Origin of the sequence: Intestinirhabdus alba (genome assembly GCF_009711095.1) — a bacterium.
In the GTDB taxonomy this organism is placed as follows: Bacteria; Pseudomonadota; Gammaproteobacteria; order Enterobacterales; family Enterobacteriaceae; genus Intestinirhabdus; species Intestinirhabdus alba.
This window is the reverse complement of the sequence record NZ_WMJZ01000009.1, coordinates 62,870-78,748: the sequence shown is the minus strand read 5'-3', so window position 1 is coordinate 78,748 and position 15,879 is coordinate 62,870. Positions and strand designations below refer to the sequence as shown.

General features: G+C 54.6%; 15 protein-coding genes, 2 tRNA genes, 2 other RNA genes and 1 pseudogene. 12 read left to right on the top strand and 8 right to left on the bottom strand.

The window, feature by feature from the left end; translation table 11 throughout:
* Positions 1-89: 89 nt before the first annotated feature.
* Positions 90-491, top strand: coding sequence for an acyl-CoA thioester hydrolase YciA (yciA, locus tag GJV78_RS08635; RefSeq protein ID WP_155107943.1), 402 nt, complete (start codon positions 90-92; stop codon positions 489-491).
* Between the two features lie 101 nt (positions 492-592).
* On the opposite strand, the gene tonB is transcribed toward yciA, so the two are convergent.
* The gene (gene tonB / locus GJV78_RS08630; RefSeq protein WP_155107942.1) at positions 593-1,339 is read right to left on the bottom strand and encodes a TonB system transport protein TonB; all 747 of its coding nucleotides are present in this window, start codon (positions 1,337-1,339) and stop codon (positions 593-595) included.
* A 223-nt stretch (positions 1,340-1,562) separates the two neighbouring features.
* Here tonB and GJV78_RS08625 point away from each other — a divergent pair, with 223 nt between their 5' ends.
* Complete coding sequence (locus GJV78_RS08625; protein ID WP_167519466.1) at positions 1,563-1,859, top strand: YciI family protein; 297 nt, start codon at positions 1,563-1,565, stop codon at positions 1,857-1,859.
* Between the two features lie 124 nt (positions 1,860-1,983).
* On the opposite strand, the gene GJV78_RS08620 is transcribed toward GJV78_RS08625, so the two are convergent.
* Positions 1,984-2,157, bottom strand: coding sequence for a YciY family protein (locus tag GJV78_RS08620; RefSeq protein ID WP_155107940.1), 174 nt, complete (start codon positions 2,155-2,157; stop codon positions 1,984-1,986).
* A 142-nt stretch (positions 2,158-2,299) separates the two neighbouring features.
* Here GJV78_RS08620 and cls point away from each other — a divergent pair, with 142 nt between their 5' ends.
* Both cls and GJV78_RS08610 read left to right on the top strand, forming a co-directional pair.
* Positions 2,300-3,760, top strand: coding sequence for a cardiolipin synthase (gene cls / locus GJV78_RS08615; RefSeq protein WP_155107939.1), 1,461 nt, complete (start codon positions 2,300-2,302; stop codon positions 3,758-3,760).
* Between the two features lie 34 nt (positions 3,761-3,794).
* Positions 3,795-4,124 (top strand): HI1450 family dsDNA-mimic protein, encoded by a 330-nt coding sequence (locus GJV78_RS08610; RefSeq protein ID WP_155107938.1) that lies wholly within the window; start codon positions 3,795-3,797, stop codon positions 4,122-4,124.
* 22 nt (positions 4,125-4,146) lie between these two features.
* Here the strand turns inward: GJV78_RS08610 and GJV78_RS23565 are convergent.
* A pseudogene (locus tag GJV78_RS23565) lies at positions 4,147-4,254 on the bottom strand (hypothetical protein); the annotation flags it as partial.
* A 26-nt stretch (positions 4,255-4,280) separates the two neighbouring features.
* Positions 4,281-4,928, bottom strand: coding sequence for a YchE family NAAT transporter (locus GJV78_RS08605; RefSeq protein ID WP_167519465.1), 648 nt, complete (start codon positions 4,926-4,928; stop codon positions 4,281-4,283).
* A 591-nt stretch (positions 4,929-5,519) separates the two neighbouring features.
* Between GJV78_RS08605 and adhE the strand changes: the two genes are divergently transcribed.
* Positions 5,520-8,198, top strand: coding sequence for a bifunctional acetaldehyde-CoA/alcohol dehydrogenase (adhE, locus tag GJV78_RS08600; RefSeq protein WP_155107937.1), 2,679 nt, complete (start codon positions 5,520-5,522; stop codon positions 8,196-8,198).
* 319 nt (positions 8,199-8,517) lie between these two features.
* Here adhE and tdk read toward each other — a convergent pair whose 3' ends face one another.
* Positions 8,518-9,135 carry a thymidine kinase gene (gene tdk / locus GJV78_RS08595; protein ID WP_155107936.1) on the bottom strand — a complete coding sequence of 206 codons (618 nt, stop codon included), beginning with the start codon at positions 9,133-9,135 and terminating at the stop codon, positions 8,518-8,520.
* 725 nt (positions 9,136-9,860) lie between these two features.
* Here tdk and hns point away from each other — a divergent pair.
* A complete protein-coding gene (hns, locus tag GJV78_RS08590) occupies positions 9,861-10,274 on the top strand; it encodes a histone-like nucleoid-structuring protein H-NS (RefSeq protein WP_155107935.1) in 414 nt (137 codons plus the stop codon).
* A 139-nt stretch (positions 10,275-10,413) separates the two neighbouring features.
* Here the strand turns inward: hns and galU are convergent, their stop codons facing one another.
* The 3 genes from galU to rssA all read right to left on the bottom strand — a co-directional run bounded on the left by galU (position 10,414) and on the right by rssA (position 13,538).
* Complete coding sequence (gene galU, locus GJV78_RS08585) at positions 10,414-11,322, bottom strand: UTP--glucose-1-phosphate uridylyltransferase GalU (protein ID WP_155107934.1); 909 nt, start codon at positions 11,320-11,322, stop codon at positions 10,414-10,416.
* A gap of 202 nt (positions 11,323-11,524) precedes the next feature.
* Complete coding sequence (gene rssB, locus GJV78_RS08580; RefSeq protein ID WP_155107933.1) at positions 11,525-12,538, bottom strand: two-component system response regulator RssB; 1,014 nt, start codon at positions 12,536-12,538, stop codon at positions 11,525-11,527.
* A 91-nt stretch (positions 12,539-12,629) separates the two neighbouring features.
* Positions 12,630-13,538: a patatin-like phospholipase RssA gene (gene rssA / locus GJV78_RS08575; protein WP_155107932.1), complete on the bottom strand. Its 909-nt coding sequence runs from the start codon at positions 13,536-13,538 to the stop codon at positions 12,630-12,632.
* 113 nt (positions 13,539-13,651) lie between these two features.
* On the opposite strand from rssA, the gene GJV78_RS08570 reads away from it, so the two are divergent.
* The 6 genes from GJV78_RS08570 (at position 13,652) to GJV78_RS08545 (ending at position 15,846) form a co-directional block, all read left to right on the top strand.
* Positions 13,652-14,110 carry a YchJ family protein gene (locus tag GJV78_RS08570; RefSeq protein ID WP_167519464.1) on the top strand — a complete coding sequence of 153 codons (459 nt, stop codon included), beginning with the start codon at positions 13,652-13,654 and terminating at the stop codon, positions 14,108-14,110.
* Positions 14,111-14,242: 132 nt separating this feature from the next.
* Positions 14,243-15,085: a formyltetrahydrofolate deformylase gene (gene purU / locus GJV78_RS08565; RefSeq protein ID WP_155107931.1), complete on the top strand. Its 843-nt coding sequence runs from the start codon at positions 14,243-14,245 to the stop codon at positions 15,083-15,085.
* A 207-nt stretch (positions 15,086-15,292) separates the two neighbouring features.
* Positions 15,293-15,377, top strand: a tRNA-Tyr gene (locus tag GJV78_RS08560).
* Between the two features lie 43 nt (positions 15,378-15,420).
* Positions 15,421-15,552, top strand: a non-coding RNA gene (locus GJV78_RS08555) — RtT sRNA.
* Positions 15,553-15,586: 34 nt separating this feature from the next.
* Positions 15,587-15,671: transfer RNA gene (locus tag GJV78_RS08550), tRNA-Tyr, on the top strand.
* Between the two features lie 44 nt (positions 15,672-15,715).
* A non-coding RNA gene (locus GJV78_RS08545) (RtT sRNA) lies at positions 15,716-15,846 on the top strand.
* Positions 15,847-15,879: the final 33 nt, after the last annotated feature.

Genomic DNA, 15,879 nt, shown 5'->3' with positions numbered 1-15,879 from the left:
ACTGCGCCCGTCAGACGGGCGCTTCCTTCTGTTCTCTCCGGCAAAATCATAGTAGCATCGCGCACTCTATCTTTTTGATCGGTTCTGCAATGATAACAACAGATAAAACTCCCAAAGGTGAACTGGTTTTACGCACGCTGGCCATGCCCGCCGACACCAACGCCAACGGTGATATTTTCGGCGGCTGGATAATGTCGCAGATGGATATTGGCGGCGCGATTCAGGCTAAGGAAATTGCTCACGGACGGGTGGTGACCGTTCGCGTGGAGGGAATGAGCTTTTTACGCCCGGTGGCGGTCGGCGACGTCGTATGCTGTTACGCCCGCTGCGTAAAGCGCGGCACAACGTCCATCAGTATTAATATTGAGGTATGGGTGAAAAAGGTGGCGTCGGAGCCAATCGGACAGCGCTATAAGGCAACGGAGGCGCTGTTTATCTACGTGGCGGTCGATCGGGACGGCAAGCCGCGCCCGCTTCCGGCACCGGAGTAAGCCTTTCGCTCAGGCTGGCGTCACCGTCGGACGACGCCAGCCTCGGCCCCTTAACCAGGCGTGGCGTCATCGCTCACCTGCCTGAGGAACTGGCCCATTACTTATTCAATCTGCGACGTGCCGTTCAGGCGGAAAACAATATTCACCACCAGCCCGGCCCCCGGCTTGCCCGCCTCATAGCGCCATCTGCGCATCGCGTTTTTCACATCGCGTTCAAACATATTTGCCGGCTGCGCGGAGAGGATCTGCACGTTGGCTACCCGGCCGTCGGCGGTAACGTCAAACTTCACCTTCACCCGCCCCTCAATGCGCAAGGCCCGCGCGCGATCCGGATAGGTGGGCTGATTGCGGCTCAGGGCGCGGGGGCCACTGGGCACGCTGACCGCCGGACGGCTGGAGGCGGAGCTGGCCGTCGTGCTGCTGGTCGGACGCGCAGAGGTCGGATTATCAAACGGCGAGGCCGGGCGCGGTTCCGCCGGTTTCACGTCACGCTTCAGCTTCTCTTCAACCCTCTTTTTCACCGGCTTAGGCTTTGGTTTCGGCTTAGGCTTAGGCTTAGGCTTAGGCTTTTCAATGACGATCGGGGCCTCTTTCGGCGGTTCGGGAATAACTTCTGGCTCTGGCTCCGGTTCCGGCTCGACTACCGGCTCCGGGGGCGGCTGCACCGCCTGAGGCGGCTCCAGATCGGCCGGTGCCACCATCGTCACAACGATGGGCTGACCGGGCGCGGGCAGTTCAATAACCTGATGCGCCGAGGAGTAGAGTATCCCCGCAATAAGAGCGCCATGAACGCCAACGGCGAGTAGCGCCGGCCAGGGGAAGCGCCGACGAGGGAGATCAAAGGTCATTGAGGTCATAATCGTTACAGTTAAAAAACCAGACCCTGATTTTAAATGCAAATAGCAATCATATTCAATAAGCCAGCAGAATAAGAGGCCCCTTAAAGGCGCTATATGATGAAAAAGACCGCGCTAACCGCACGGCCTTAACAAAGCCGTCAACTTTGCGTTGCAGTTACACTTTCTTTCAAATAACGTAAGCGACGATTTTTATCGTTCAAGGAGCCTTACCGTGCTTTATATTATCTATGCGCAAGATATTGCCGACTCTCTCGATAAGCGCCTGTCCGTTCGCCCTGCGCACCTGGCCCGCCTGCAGCTTCTGCGCGACGAAGGGCGGCTGCTGACGGCAGGCCCGATGCCTGCGGTCGACAGCAACGATCCCGGCGCGGCCGGATTTACCGGCTCGGCGGTTATCGCTGAGTTCGCATCGCTGGAAGAAGCCCAGGCGTGGGCAGACGCCGATCCCTACGTTGCCGCCGGCGTTTATGCGCAGGTATCGGTAAAGCCGTACAAAAAGGTATTTTAAGGCTGCCGAACGGCGTTCACTCTGCCCTGCTCCTGCCCGGATTACGCCATCACGCGCGATGGAGGAACAGTCCTGAACGCACGGAGCGCGGTTCACGGGCACCGCAGGCGGTGCCCTTTTTATTTCAGATATCGTAGATCGCAAACAGCAACGAATTACGCTGATGGTTGAGAATACATTTTCTGATTGAATGGATGCGCATATTGCGTCGTGACTGACCTTCAAGCCAGCGCGCTTTACGGCGGCTGGCCTGACGCAGCATACGCCAGCGTCCCACTTCCGTTCTACTCCGCTTCATGTTAACAACTCTTACCGTACAAGAGGCTGCATTATACCCCTGGACCACAAGCAGACCAGCGGTTTTCCGGTGTTTTTATTTGCCAGATGAATCCTGGCGCGTAAACTCTTAACAATACGCTTTCAAAAGGATTTTTTTAACTATGACAACCTTCTACACGGTAGTGAGTTGGCTGGTCATTTTCGGTTACTGGATGCTCATCGCCGGCGTGACGTTGCGCATATTGATGAAGCGTCGCGCCGTTACCTCCGCCATGGCCTGGCTGCTGGTGATTTATATCCTGCCGCTGGTGGGGATCATCGCCTACCTCTCCCTCGGTGAACTCCATCTGGGTAAGCGTCGGGCCGAACGCGCCAGAGCCATGTGGCCCTCTACCGCCAAATGGCTGAAGGATCTGAAGGCCTGCAAACACATTTTTGCCGAAGAGAACAGCAGCGTCGCAACGTCGCTGTTTCATCTGTGCGAGCGTCGTCAGGGAATCGCCGGCGTGAAAGGAAATCAGCTGCAGCTGCTTACCGATTCCGATGAGGTCATGCAGGGGCTGATTCGCGATATAGAGCTGGCGCGGCACAATATTGAGATGGTGTTCTATATCTGGCAGCCGGGCGGCATGGCGGATCGGGTGGCCGAATCGCTGATGGCGGCCGCGCGGCGCGGCATCCACTGCCGCCTGTTGCTTGACTCTGCGGGCAGCGTGGCCTTTTTCCGCAGCCCCTGGGCGGCGATGATGCGCAACGCGGGGGTTGAGGTGGTCGAAGCCCTTAAGGTCAACCTGCTGCGCGTATTTTTACGGCGAATGGATCTGCGTCAGCACCGGAAAATGGTGATCATCGACAGCTACATCGCCTGGACCGGCAGCATGAACATGGTCGACCCGCGCTTTTTCAAACAGGAGGCCGGCGTCGGCCAGTGGGTTGACCTGATGGCGCGCATGGAGGGGCCGATCGCCACCTCAATGGGCATCGTTTACTCTTGCGACTGGGAAATCGAAACCGGCAAGCGTATCCTGCCCCCGCCGCCGGATAACAATATTATGCCCTTTGAGCAGGCCAGCGGTCATACCATCCATACCATCGCCTCCGGGCCGGGTTTTCCTGAGGATCTTATCCACCAAGCGCTGCTCACCGCGACCTACGCCGCGCGGGAATATTTAATCATGACCACGCCCTACTTCGTCCCCAGCGACGACCTGCTGCACGCCATCTGCACGGCGGCCCAGCGCGGGGTGGACGTCAGCATTATTTTACCGCGGAAGAACGATTCCCTGCTGGTGGGCTGGGCCAGCCGCGCCTTTTTTAGCGAGCTTCTGGCCGCCGGGGTAAAAATTTATCAGTTTGAGGGCGGGCTGCTGCATACCAAGAGCGTGCTGGTTGACGGCGAGCTGAGCCTGATCGGCACCGTCAACCTTGATATGCGCAGCCTGTGGCTGAACTTCGAGATCACCCTGGCGATCGACGACGCCGGTTTCGGCGGCGATCTGGCGGCGGTGCAGGATGACTACATCTCCCGCTCGCGGCTGCTGGACGCCCGGCTGTGGATGAAGCGACCGCTGTGGCAGCAGGTCACCGAACGGCTGTTTTACTTCTTCAGCCCATTGCTGTAAAACGTGCCCACCCGAGAGTCAACAGGTAGTCATTATGGAAATGGATCTGAACAATCGCCTGACTGAAGATGAAACCCTTGAGCAGGCTTACGATATTTTTCTCGAACTGGCGGCGGACAATCTCGATCCGGCAGATATCATTCTGTTTAATCTGCAGTTCGAGGAGCGCGGCGGCGCGGAGCTGTTTGATCCCTCCGCGGAGTGGCAGGAGCATGTCGACTTCGACCTGAATCCTGACTTCTTCGCTGAGGTGGTGATTGGCCTTGCCGACAGCGAAGACGGCGAAATTAACGACGTTTTTGCCCGGGTACTGCTGTGCCGGGAGAAAAACCATAAGCTCTGCCATATCCTCTGGCGCGAGTAACCCTCCCGGCGGCTTCAGGCGCTCATGTTTTCCGCCGCGCCTGAAGCGGATCGACCTTCAGGCAGGAGACGGCATGGTGGAAGCCGCCCTCCAGCGGCGGGCGCGTTTGCGCACACTCCGGCCCGGCAATCGATAAGTGGTATAGCAAAAGTGGCGCTAGCTGAGCAGTCCGGGGAAGATCCCCTTAATGCCGGTAACGATAAATTCGATTCCCAGCGCCATCAGCAGCAGCCCCATAATGCGGGTAATCACGTTGATCCCCGTCTGACCCAGCACCCGTACCAGCCAGGGCGCGATACGAAACAGGCTCCAGCAGCAGAAGGCAAACAGCGCAATCGCGATAAAGAATCCAAACAGATAGATTGCGCTGTGATAGCGCGTCCCCCAGACTATCGTCGAGCTGATAGCACCAGGCCCCGCCATCAGCGGCAGCGCCAGCGGTACAACGCCAACGCTTTCGCGGATCGCCGTCTCTGATTTTTCCTGCTTATTTTGTTTATCTTCGCCCAGCTTGCCGCTGATCATCGACATAGCGATAGTGACCACCAGAATGCCGCCAGCGATGCGGAAAGAGTCAATGGAGATCCCAAAAACCTGCAGTATGCCGTCCCCCAGAAAAAGCGAGGTCCATAAAATAATGGCTACCGACAGGTTGGCGGTCAGATTGGTTTTATTGCGTGCCGCTGCCGTCTGGTAGCTGGTCATGCTGATGAATACCGGGATGATCCCGACCGGGTTGACTAACGCAAATAATCCAATGAAAAATTTGAAATAAACAGGGAAATCAAAAAGCGTATAGACCACGGTTAGCTCCGAAGCGTCGACCGGATATACCCGTCATACTTCAAGCTGCATGTGTATTGGCTACGCTTGCTCACCCCGGTCACAGTGTTCGCTATGCTCCCGGGGATTCGCTCGCTTGCCGCCTTCCTGCAGCTCAAATTATTTAGGGTATAATAGGGTAAAATGGAAAACGTTAAAAAAACCGTGCTGAAGATACCCTTCCTCACAGAATTTTTCACCTGTCAGGTAGCAAAATATCGGGCCTTTCTCCACGTTATCAGTTCGTACATATTATGCTACCGTCCTGCTTATTCATTAACACGCTTTATCATTCCCTCAGATAAATCACTAAAAGGCCATGCTGAAAGGTGTCAGCTTGGTAAAAAATTGATCCAGATCACACATTTACTACTCAGAAGTGAGTAATCTTGCTGACGCCACCTAAAGGAAATGCGTCGGCACAGGCCGGCTAGCCAAAAAGCGTTTTTAGTAAATCAAAGGTAAGGTAACTGGCTGTTTTTACTTAGCTTAACCGTTTTTACCTCCGCTATCTATACTCTGATCTCAGGCTGATGATTTACTAAAAAAGTTTAACATTATCAGGAGAGCATTATGGCTGTTACAAATATCGCTGAACTTAACGCACTCGTCGAGCGCGTTAAAAAAGCCCAGCGTGAATATGCCACGTTTACTCAAGAGCAGGTCGACAAAATCTTCCGCGCCGCCGCGCTGGCCGCCGCTGACGCCCGAATCCCGCTGGCTAAAATGGCCGTGGAGGAGTCCGGAATGGGCATCGTTGAAGATAAGGTGATTAAAAACCACTTTGCTTCTGAGTATATCTACAACGCTTATAAAGATGAAAAAACATGCGGCGTGCTGTCTGAAGACGACACCTTCGGGACCATTACCATTGCTGAACCCATCGGCATCATCTGCGGCATCGTGCCGACGACTAACCCAACCTCTACCGCCATCTTTAAATCCCTCATCAGCCTGAAGACCCGAAACGCCATTATTTTCTCGCCACACCCGCGGGCGAAAAACGCCACCAACAGGGCGGCGGAGATTGTTCTGCAGGCGGCTATCGCCGCCGGCGCGCCGAAAGACCTGATCGGCTGGATCGATCAACCTTCCGTTGAGCTGTCCAACGCCCTGATGCACCATCCGGACATCAACCTGATTCTGGCAACCGGCGGGCCGGGAATGGTTAAGGCCGCGTACAGCTCAGGCAAACCGGCGATCGGCGTGGGCGCGGGCAATACTCCGGTGGTCATCGATGAAACCGCCGACATCAAACGCGCGGTGGCCTCTGTGCTCATGTCCAAAACCTTCGATAACGGCGTTATCTGCGCCTCCGAACAGTCGGTCGTGGTGGTTGACGCGGTTTATGACGCCGTTCGCGAACGTTTCGCCAGCCACGGCGGCTATCTGCTGCAGGGTGCCGAACTGAAGGCCGTTCAGGACGTCATTCTGAAAAACGGCGCGCTCAATGCGGCCATCGTCGGCCAGCCGGCGCACAAAATTGCCGAGCTGGCTGGATTCAGCATACCGGAAACAACCAAGATTCTGATTGGTGAAGTGACGGTAGTCGGTGAAAGCGAGCCGTTCGCTCACGAAAAACTCTCCCCTACCCTGGCGATGTACCGGGCAAAGGATTTCGAAGATGCGGTGGGCAAGGCCGAGAAGCTGGTGGCGATGGGCGGTATCGGCCATACCTCCTGCCTGTACACCGACCAGGACAACCAGCCGGAGCGGGTCGCTTACTTCGGTCAGATGATGAAAACCGCGCGTATCCTGATCAACACCCCGGCTTCCCAGGGCGGTATCGGCGACCTCTATAACTTTAAGCTCGCACCATCCCTGACGCTGGGCTGCGGTTCCTGGGGCGGTAACTCCATCTCTGAAAACGTTGGTCCGAAGCACCTGATCAACAAAAAAACCGTTGCTAAGCGAGCTGAAAACATGTTGTGGCACAAACTTCCGAAATCGATCTACTTCCGCCGCGGCTCGCTGCCGATCGCCCTGGATGAAGTGATTACCGACGGTCACAAGCGCGCGCTGATCGTGACCGACCGCTTCCTGTTTAATAACGGCTATGCCGACCAGATCACCTCCGTGCTGAAAGCGGCCGGCGTTGAGACTGAAGTGTTTTTTGAAGTGGAAGCCGATCCGACCCTCTCGGTTGTGCGCAAAGGTGCCGAGCTGGCCAATTCCTTCAAGCCGGACGTGATCATTGCCCTGGGCGGCGGCTCCCCGATGGATGCGGCGAAAATTATGTGGGTGATGTATGAACATCCGGAAACCCACTTTGAAGAGCTGGCGCTGCGCTTTATGGATATCCGTAAGCGTATCTATAAGTTCCCGAAAATGGGCGTGAAGGCAAAAATGGTTGCTGTTACCACCACCTCCGGCACCGGTTCTGAAGTGACGCCGTTTGCGGTGGTTACCGACGATGCGACCGGGCAGAAATATCCGCTGGCGGACTACGCCCTGACTCCGGATATGGCGATTGTCGACGCCAACCTCGTGATGGACATGCCGAAGTCCCTGTGCGCGTTTGGTGGTCTGGACGCGGTAACCCACGCCCTGGAAGCCTACGTTTCCGTACTGGCCTCCGAGTTCTCTGACGGCCAGGCGCTGCAGGCGCTGAAACTGCTGAAAGAAAATCTGCCGGCGTCCTACAAAGAAGGAGCGAAAAATCCGGTTGCCCGCGAGCGCGTACACAGCGCCGCCACCATCGCCGGTATCGCGTTTGCCAACGCCTTCCTGGGCGTCTGCCACTCGATGGCACACAAGCTGGGCTCGCAGTTCCACATTCCGCACGGCCTGGCCAACGCCCTGCTGATCGCCAACGTGATTCGCTACAACGCCAACGACAACCCGACCAAACAGACGGCATTCAGCCAGTATGACCGTCCGCAGGCGCGCCGTCGCTATGCGGAAATCGCCGACCATCTTGGTCTGAGCGCACCGGGCGATCGTACCGCGGCGAAGATCGAAAAGCTGCTGGCGTGGCTGGAAAGCCTGAAGGCCGAACTGGGTATTCCGAAGTCCATCCGTGAAGCTGGCGTACAGGAAGCGGATTTCCTGGCGCACGTGGACAAGCTCTCTGAAGATGCATTCGACGATCAGTGCACCGGCGCTAACCCACGCTATCCGCTGATTTCTGAACTGAAACAGATCCTGCTGGATACCTACTATGGCCGTGAGTTCACGGAGGACGCAGCGGCAGTGCAAAAAGAGATGCCCGTGGCGATCAAACCGGTTAAGAAAGCGAAAAAACCGGCTTAATAGCTGAGCGTTGACTGATGCCGAAGCGGCCCCGATATGGGGCCGTTTTTTTATCCCCCCGCTCCCTCCGGTGCGCTTTTGAGGCAGCCTGAGCTGGCCGGATTTTAAAATGCGCAGCAAGGTCTCGTCGGGGCGTAGTCCATACAGGAGCAACTTTATACCCGTCATACTTCAAGTTGCATGTGCATTGGCTTTATTCGGCCCAGGGGCCTCACCCTGAAGGGGCCAGCCCCGGGGTTGTTCAAAACGCGCTGCGTTTTGTCCTGCAACGCGAATTATTTAGGATATATATCACAACCTGCAACGCGGCAAAGGCCATTCAGTCGGAGTGATGCCGGCCCTGTATCGCCGTCAGCGAGCCGCCGTTGAGCGCGTCCTTATAGTGTTTGCGGCATACCGAAACATAGCGTTCATTACCGCCGATGACGACCTGCTCGCCTTCGTTATAGGGCCGTCCCGTCGGGTCGAGACGTAATACTCTGGTCGCCTTACGCCCGCAAAAGCAGATTGTTTTTAATTCAACCAACTTATCTGACCAGGCCAGCAGATATTGGCTACCGGTAAACAGCTCACCGCGAAAATCGGTCCGTAGCCCGTAGCAGAGTACCGGTATATCAAGTCTGTCGACAACTTCAGATAATTCATAGACCTGTTGACGGGTTAAAAACTGACATTCATCCACCAATACGCAATGGATAGCCTGCTGCGCGTGGGCATCGCGAATCTCTTCAAACAATAACGATTCCTGGTTAAACAATTTCGCGGGTGAAGAAAGTCCGATCCGGGAACTCACTTTTCCTGCACCGTAGCGATTGTCAATTTCCGCCGTATAAACGACGGTACGCATCCCCCGCTCCTGGTAATTGTACGAAGATTGTAGTAACGCCGTCGACTTACCGGCATTCATAGCAGAATAGTAAAAATATAGCTGCGCCATCGGCTACAGGCCCTCACCTGAGCAAAATATAGAATTCCAGGAGTGTATCATATACACCGGGAAATGGTTGTTAGCCCCCCTTCCAGAGCTTGTATACCCGTCATACTTCAAGCTGCATGTGTGTTGGCTACGCTCATTCACCCCGGTCACAGTGTTCGCTATGCTCCTGGGGATTCGCTCGCTTGCCGCCTTCATGCAACTCGAATTATTTAGGGTATATATACTCCGCTGCCGGGAAGTGCCTCCTCTTCTTCGCCAGCGGTTCTGCCAAGAGAATGTATAAAAATGTGAACAAAGTTTGCAGGCCTATTCCCTGAGTCGGAAAAGTTTACGCAGAAAATTCCACCGGCGGCTTATCCCCAACGACCTAAAAGGAAACCCTGCATTTATTGTTGCTGTTGTTCCAGGCTCCCGTAATGTAATAGCCTGGTCTGCCTGAGGGAACTAATACAAAAGGTTGATATCATTGCAAAGCAATCCTATTTTACCCGTGGCGAAACCATGCCCGAACGGCAATTCTAACTGCAATCCGGGGAGTAACCGCCCCGCCAATAAGCTCTTTTTCGTACGCCAGCGCCAGGAAAATTTAACCTGGGATATTTATTAGCAGCGAAAAATAATGAGCGTTTTTGAATTCCTTACATTCCTGGCTATTGCACATCTGAATTTAACGCTCTATTATTAGCTCAACAAACCACCCCCAATATAAGTTTGAGATTACTACAATGAGCGAAGCACTTAAAATTCTGAACAACATCCGTACTCTTCGTGCGCAGGCAAGAGAATGCTCCCTTGAAACGCTGGAAGAAATGCTGGAAAAATTAGAAGTTGTGGTTAACGAACGTCGCGAAGAAGAAAGCGCGGCGGCGGCTGAAGTAGAAGAACGTACCCGCAAACTGCAGCAATATCGTGAAATGCTGATTGCTGACGGTATTGACCCGAATGAACTGCTGAATAGCATGGCGGCCGTTAAATCCGGCACTAAGGCTAAACGCGCTGCTCGCCCGGCTAAATATAGCTACATTGATGAAAACGGCGAAACCAAAACCTGGACCGGCCAGGGCCGTACGCCAGCCGTCATCAAAAAAGCGATGGAAGAGCAAGGCAAACAGCTCGACGATTTCCTGATCAAGAATTAATTTTCTGTTCGGTTAAAAATCCCGCCTGCGGCGGGATTTTTTTTATCCGCTATTCAGGTAACCGCTCCTACCCGGCCCTGCCGCCATAAAAAACGGCGCTGTGTTCCCAGCGCCGTCGCATAACAATTATAACAACTTGTTACTTTTTAAGACCAATCTCATCTTCAAGCCAGGCTTTAAATTCAGCGCCAAGCGTATTATGGCGGATACCGTATTCAACAAAGGCCTGCATATAGCCTAATTTATTACCGCAGTCATGGCTCTTGCCTTTCATATGATAGGCTTCAACGGTTTCTTTTTCGATCAGCATGTCGATGGCGTCGGTCAGCTGAATTTCATCGCCCGCTCCCGGAGGCGTCTTCGCCAGCAGCGCCCAGATATCGCCGCTCAGCACATAGCGGCCGACGACGGCCAGGTTAGACGGGGCAACGTCCGCTTTTGGCTTCTCAACCACGCCTACCATCGGCACGCTCTCGCCCGGCGTTAACGTCACGCCTTTGCAGTCCACCACGCCGTAAGCGGTCACGTCTTCCACTGGTTCAACCATAATCTGGCTGCTGCCGGTTTCATCAAAACGGCGGATCATCTCCGCCAGGTTGTCCTGAGACAAATCTGATTCAAATTCATCGAGGATAACGTCCGGCAGAATCACGGCAACGGGCTCATCACCAACCACAGGATGCGCGCACAAAACCGCGTGGCCCAGGCCTTTCGCCAGCCCCTGACGAACCTGCATAATGGTCACGTGCGGTGGACAAATAGACTGTACCTCTTCCAGCAGCTGGCGCTTAACCCGTTTTTCAAGCATCGCTTCCAGTTCGAAACTGGTGTCAAAATGGTTCTCAATGGAATTTTTCGAAGAGTGAGTCACCAGCACGATCTCGGTAATGCCGGCCACAATACATTCATTTACCACATACTGAATTAATGGCTTATCAACCAGCGGCAGCATCTCTTTCGGGATGGCTTTTGTTGCCGGCAGCATCCTGGTGCCTAATCCCGCTACCGGGATAACGGCCTTTTTGACTTTCGAATTAAGGGCAGCCATTTAACTTCTCCTGGACTGTTCATCTATTGAACGTGTTCATCAATCTGTATTGCATCCAAGTATATCAGGGCAGATGCAGGTCTCAGGTCCGGAAAGGACGGGAGGGGTATAATTAAGACGAATACTTATAAAAACTGGCGGCGATAGTAACACCCGCGCACAACGACAGGGTAAAGCAATTTACGCCAGCGCTTTCGTTTGTTCATTCCGCAGACAACATCAGACGAAGACGGCCGCCCGCTCCCCAAATTTGACACTGCCAGGCCTCGCAGCGCTGGTTAATTTGATTGAGATAAGTATTGCCTAATGTCCCTAGCGGAACTCCATTACTGATTGCAACGCTGTGCTCGCCGGTATTTAAGGTGGCGTTGAGACCGGCGGACACGAGGATCAGGTTTTTCAGGCCGCTGTGGTAATACCCCACAAATAGCGGGAACTGTCCGGGCAAATTGGCCTGGCGAAGCAGATGGTTTACCTGTTTCAATAACGCCCCTAATTCCGGCAGGCGCTGGTCCTGGTGCGCCAGATGTTCCTGCAGCAGTCCGTTAAATAACGCCCGCAGCAGCAGCGCCGCCAGCACTCCATTATCCCCGGCTCGCGTGACGTCCAGACAATAAAAGGCAAGATCGTTTTCCGAAAGCGGCGCGATGTCCAGCACCAGGCCGGGCTTATCGGCAGAAACCAGCTGCCGATAATTAACCCGACAGTGGGAAATAATTTGCTGAACCGGCGGCTGTAGTTCCTGAAGTAACTTTGCGGCAGCGACGGGATTTTCCACCATCGCATCCCAGTCGCGAAACAGCCGTTCTTCTTCCTCTACCCGGGAATTAAACATATTTGGATAGAGGCAGGCAAAAACGGCCTCCCGTAGCCGGTTAAGATCTTTAACCGGCTTGAGCAGAACGTCTTCAACCCCCAGCCGTAGCGCTTTGGCTATATCGGACATATTTTCGGTCGCCGAGATGACCAGAATTGGCGTCTGGTCGCCGCGGCTGCGTATGTGTTCTACCAGTTTGAGACCGTTCATTCTTGGCATAGCGAGATCGCAGATAATCAAATCTGCCGTAATACTTTCCAGTAACGTCAAAGCTTCCAGCCCGTCATTCGCCAGTGCCGTCGTCGCTCCCAAAGAGGAAAACCATGAGTCCAGAAGCGAGCGGAATACCGCCTCGTCTTCAACAATAAGAATCTGTTTCCCGACCAATGGCTGCGTCATGTTCTCTCCCCTGACTGGCTTTAATCAATAGTGGCATGTTATTGTCGCCAGTGCCTGTCAGAATTTGCTTAAGTGTAGATAAAAAGATGCGTTAATCCCCAGCGCGCACCAGAGGTAAAAGTTCATCCATCCTTTTCTCTACCGCTAACTGCCCGGCGGCAATCGCCGCCGGAGCGCGATGAAAATCCAGTGTGGATATTTGCGGACAGAACGGTTGTATCAAAATATCGGGCGGATCGCCCGCCATACGATTGCGTTTCAGACGATTTTCAAGCACCTGAATTGACGTTGTCATGATCTCCATTGCCGTCGGCGCGCTAACCGCGCGGCGGGCCGTAACGTTGCTCAGACGCTCTTTTAAGCGCGCGCGCCACGAGCGCGCGTCCGCTTCGGTTTCAGCGCTGTCGCCGCTGACGTTCAGTGACAGCAAATCCTGCTGCATAAGATGTGCATCATGCTGGAGATCGACCGCAATGACAATATCGGCACCCATCGCCCGGGTCAGGGAGACCGGCACCGGATTGACGACCGCGCCGTCAACCAGCCAATAGCCATTGTGTGAGACGGGAGACATTAGTCCTGGAATGCTGCACGAGGCGCGGACCGCCAGATGCAGGTCGCCCTCGGTAAACCACAGCTCGCGCCCGGTGCTCAGGTTGGTCGCTACGGTACCGAACCGCCGCCCGCAGTGCGTGATATCCTCTACCGGCATAATAGCGCGATAGCGGTTAAACACCCGTTCGCCCCGCAGCAGCCCTCCCCTGCGCCAGGAGAGATCCATCAGGCGCAGCACGTCCCAATAGCTGAATGAACAGACCCATTGCTCAAGGGCGGGGAGCCTGTTGCAGGCGTAGGCGGCACCAACCAGCGAGCCAATTGAACATCCGGCAACAATATCAATACTGATGCCCAATTTTTTCAGCGCCTTAATAACACCGATATGCGACCAGCCTCTTGCTGCGCCGGAACCTAGCGCTAATCCTATTTTAAACTTTCTCATGGTATCCCAAAACGTCCCCTGGCTTGCAGGCGTAGCAACATCGCCACGGCTCAGTTAACATAGCGCTACCGCGGCGTTTTTACGCCCTATCTTTTATTTCAGGGAGATAATTCGTGCCTCATCTTTGTCCCTGCGGCAGCGCTGTCGAGTATAGCCTATGTTGCGGGCCAGTTGTGTCCGGAGAACAAGCCGCAGCCGATCCGTCGCGTCTGATGCGCTCTCGCTATAGCGCTTTTGTGATGAAAAACGCAGATCACCTTATCAGAAGCTGGCACCCCGCCTGCGGCGCGGCGCGCTTTCGCGATGACATCATTGCCGGTTTCGCCGACACCGAATGGCTGGGCTTGTCCATTTTCGGACAGTCCACCGATGAGGATGGTACAACGGGCTATGTCAGCTTTGTTGCTCGCTTTCGCGAAAAGGGCCGCACCGGAGCGATTGTGGAACGTTCGCGTTTTTTAAAAGAAGAGGGCCGATGGTACTATATCGACGGCACGCGCCCTCAGCTGGGACGGAACGACCCCTGCCCCTGCGGGTCAGGCAAAAAATTTAAAAAGTGCTGCGGCCAGTAACGGCTGACGGCACGGCATCCGCACTCATTCTGGCTTCACCACTGCAGCGTCTCCGGCACGGAGACGCCTGTTTTCAGGCCAGTTGAACGTACGGCGGATATAACACGGCAAACACTCACAACAGGATCCCGCATGCAAGCACTACAACGCAAGGTTTTGCGCACCATTTGCCCTGACCAGAAGGGCCTGATCGCGCGTATTACAAATATTTGCTACAAGCACGAGCTGAACATCGTGCAGAACAATGAATTTGTGGATCACCGTACCGGCCGCTTTTTTATGCGTACTGAGCTGGAGGGGATTTTTAACGACGCCACCCTGCTGGCCGATCTCGACGGTGCCCTGCCCGCCGGTTCGGTTCGCGAACTGAATCCCGCAGGGCGTCGGCGTATTGTTATTCTGGTGACCAAAGAGGCCCACTGTCTGGGCGATCTGTTAATGAAGGCGAACTACGGCGGGCTGGATGTCGAAATCGCGGCGGTCATCGGCAATCATGAGACGCTGCGCTCGCTGGTGGAGCGTTTTGCTATTCCTTTTGAGTTTATTGGTCACGAAGGGCTTACCCGCGAAGAGCATGACGGCAAAATGGCTGACGCCATCGAAGCGCATCAGCCGGATTACGTGGTGCTGGCGAAATATATGCGCGTACTGACACCCGAATTTGTTGCCCGCTTCCCGAATAAAATTATTAATATTCACCACTCCTTTCTGCCCGCCTTCATCGGCGCGCGGCCCTACCACCAGGCCTATGAGCGCGGGGTGAAGATCGTTGGTGCCACCGCGCACTACGTCAATGACAATCTGGATGAAGGGCCGATTATTATGCAGGACGTCATCCACGTCGATCATACCTATACGGCCGAGGACATGATGCGCGCGGGGCGGGACGTAGAAAAGAACGTATTAAGCCGGGCGCTGTATCAGGTGCTGGCCCAGCGCGTATTTGTCTACGGCAACCGAACGATTATCCTTTAACCACCGGTTAAGGGACACGGCCTAAACTGGTTAGCTTTGCGCCGTGGCGTGTAAAAATCAGGCAACCAGTTTATTTTTATCAATCGGGATCTTTACAGCAGCGCGTCATTTGATATGATGCGCCCCGCTTCTCACAAGGAAGCGGGTCAATAAACGCATTGCTGCAGGCGGTACTCAGCATACGTTAAGTAAAATGAATTTACCCCTGGTGGGGTTCCCGAGCGGCCAAAGGGAGCAGACTGTAAATCTGCCGTCATCGACTTCGAAGGTTCGAATCCTTCCCCCACCACCATTATTCACTACGGCAGTGTAGTCACACCGACAGGCAGTGTTAATTCTTTCACCTGTCGGGAAGGGTGAGAACCTTCGATTAAGGTTCGACTCGAGCGAAAGCGAGAGAACGTTGCCAACGGCAACGGCCCGAAGGGTGAGGAGCGGAGCGACGAATGATCCTTCCCCCAATACTCATGATTGTGTAATTTCAGGCACTATATTTCCCCTGGTGGGGTTCCCGAGCGGCCAAAGGGAGCAGACTGTAAATCTGCCGTCACAGACTTCGAAGGTTCGAATCCTTCCCCCACCACCATTCTTCTCTGTATCCTCATCGTCAGCTCAATGTTCGGCGCTCCGTTTTTCTCCTGAGGGGGAAGGACGAGAACCTTCGATTAAGGTTCGATTCGAGCGTAGCGAGAAAGCGTTGCCGCAGGCAACGACCCGAAGGGCGAAGGCGCTTGCGCCGAGTAATCCTTCCCCCACCACCACTCTTCTCTGTATCTTCATTGTCAGGCCAGTGC

What these genes read in the sequence shown, in the direction of transcription:
- GJV78_RS08610 (WP_155107938.1), top strand. Translation starts at nt 3,795, where the DNA reads ATGGAAATGGATCTGAACAATCGCCTGACTGAAGATGAAACCCTTGAG.
- GJV78_RS08620 (WP_155107940.1), bottom strand. Translation starts at nt 2,157, where the DNA reads ATGAAGCGGAGTAGAACGGAAGTGGGACGCTGGCGTATGCTGCGTCAG.
- rssA (WP_155107932.1), bottom strand. Translation starts at nt 13,538, where the DNA reads ATGAGAAAGTTTAAAATAGGATTAGCGCTAGGTTCCGGCGCAGCAAGA.
- rssB (WP_155107933.1), bottom strand. Translation starts at nt 12,538, where the DNA reads ATGACGCAGCCATTGGTCGGGAAACAGATTCTTATTGTTGAAGACGAG.
- hns (WP_155107935.1), top strand. Translation starts at nt 9,861, where the DNA reads ATGAGCGAAGCACTTAAAATTCTGAACAACATCCGTACTCTTCGTGCG.
- purU (WP_155107931.1), top strand. Translation starts at nt 14,243, where the DNA reads ATGCAAGCACTACAACGCAAGGTTTTGCGCACCATTTGCCCTGACCAG.
- tdk (WP_155107936.1), bottom strand. Translation starts at nt 9,135, where the DNA reads ATGGCGCAGCTATATTTTTACTATTCTGCTATGAATGCCGGTAAGTCG.
- tonB (WP_155107942.1), bottom strand. Translation starts at nt 1,339, where the DNA reads ATGACCTTTGATCTCCCTCGTCGGCGCTTCCCCTGGCCGGCGCTACTC.
- cls (WP_155107939.1), top strand. Translation starts at nt 2,300, where the DNA reads ATGACAACCTTCTACACGGTAGTGAGTTGGCTGGTCATTTTCGGTTAC.
- adhE (WP_155107937.1), top strand. Translation starts at nt 5,520, where the DNA reads ATGGCTGTTACAAATATCGCTGAACTTAACGCACTCGTCGAGCGCGTT.
- galU (WP_155107934.1), bottom strand. Translation starts at nt 11,322, where the DNA reads ATGGCTGCCCTTAATTCGAAAGTCAAAAAGGCCGTTATCCCGGTAGCG.
- yciA (WP_155107943.1), top strand. Translation starts at nt 90, where the DNA reads ATGATAACAACAGATAAAACTCCCAAAGGTGAACTGGTTTTACGCACG.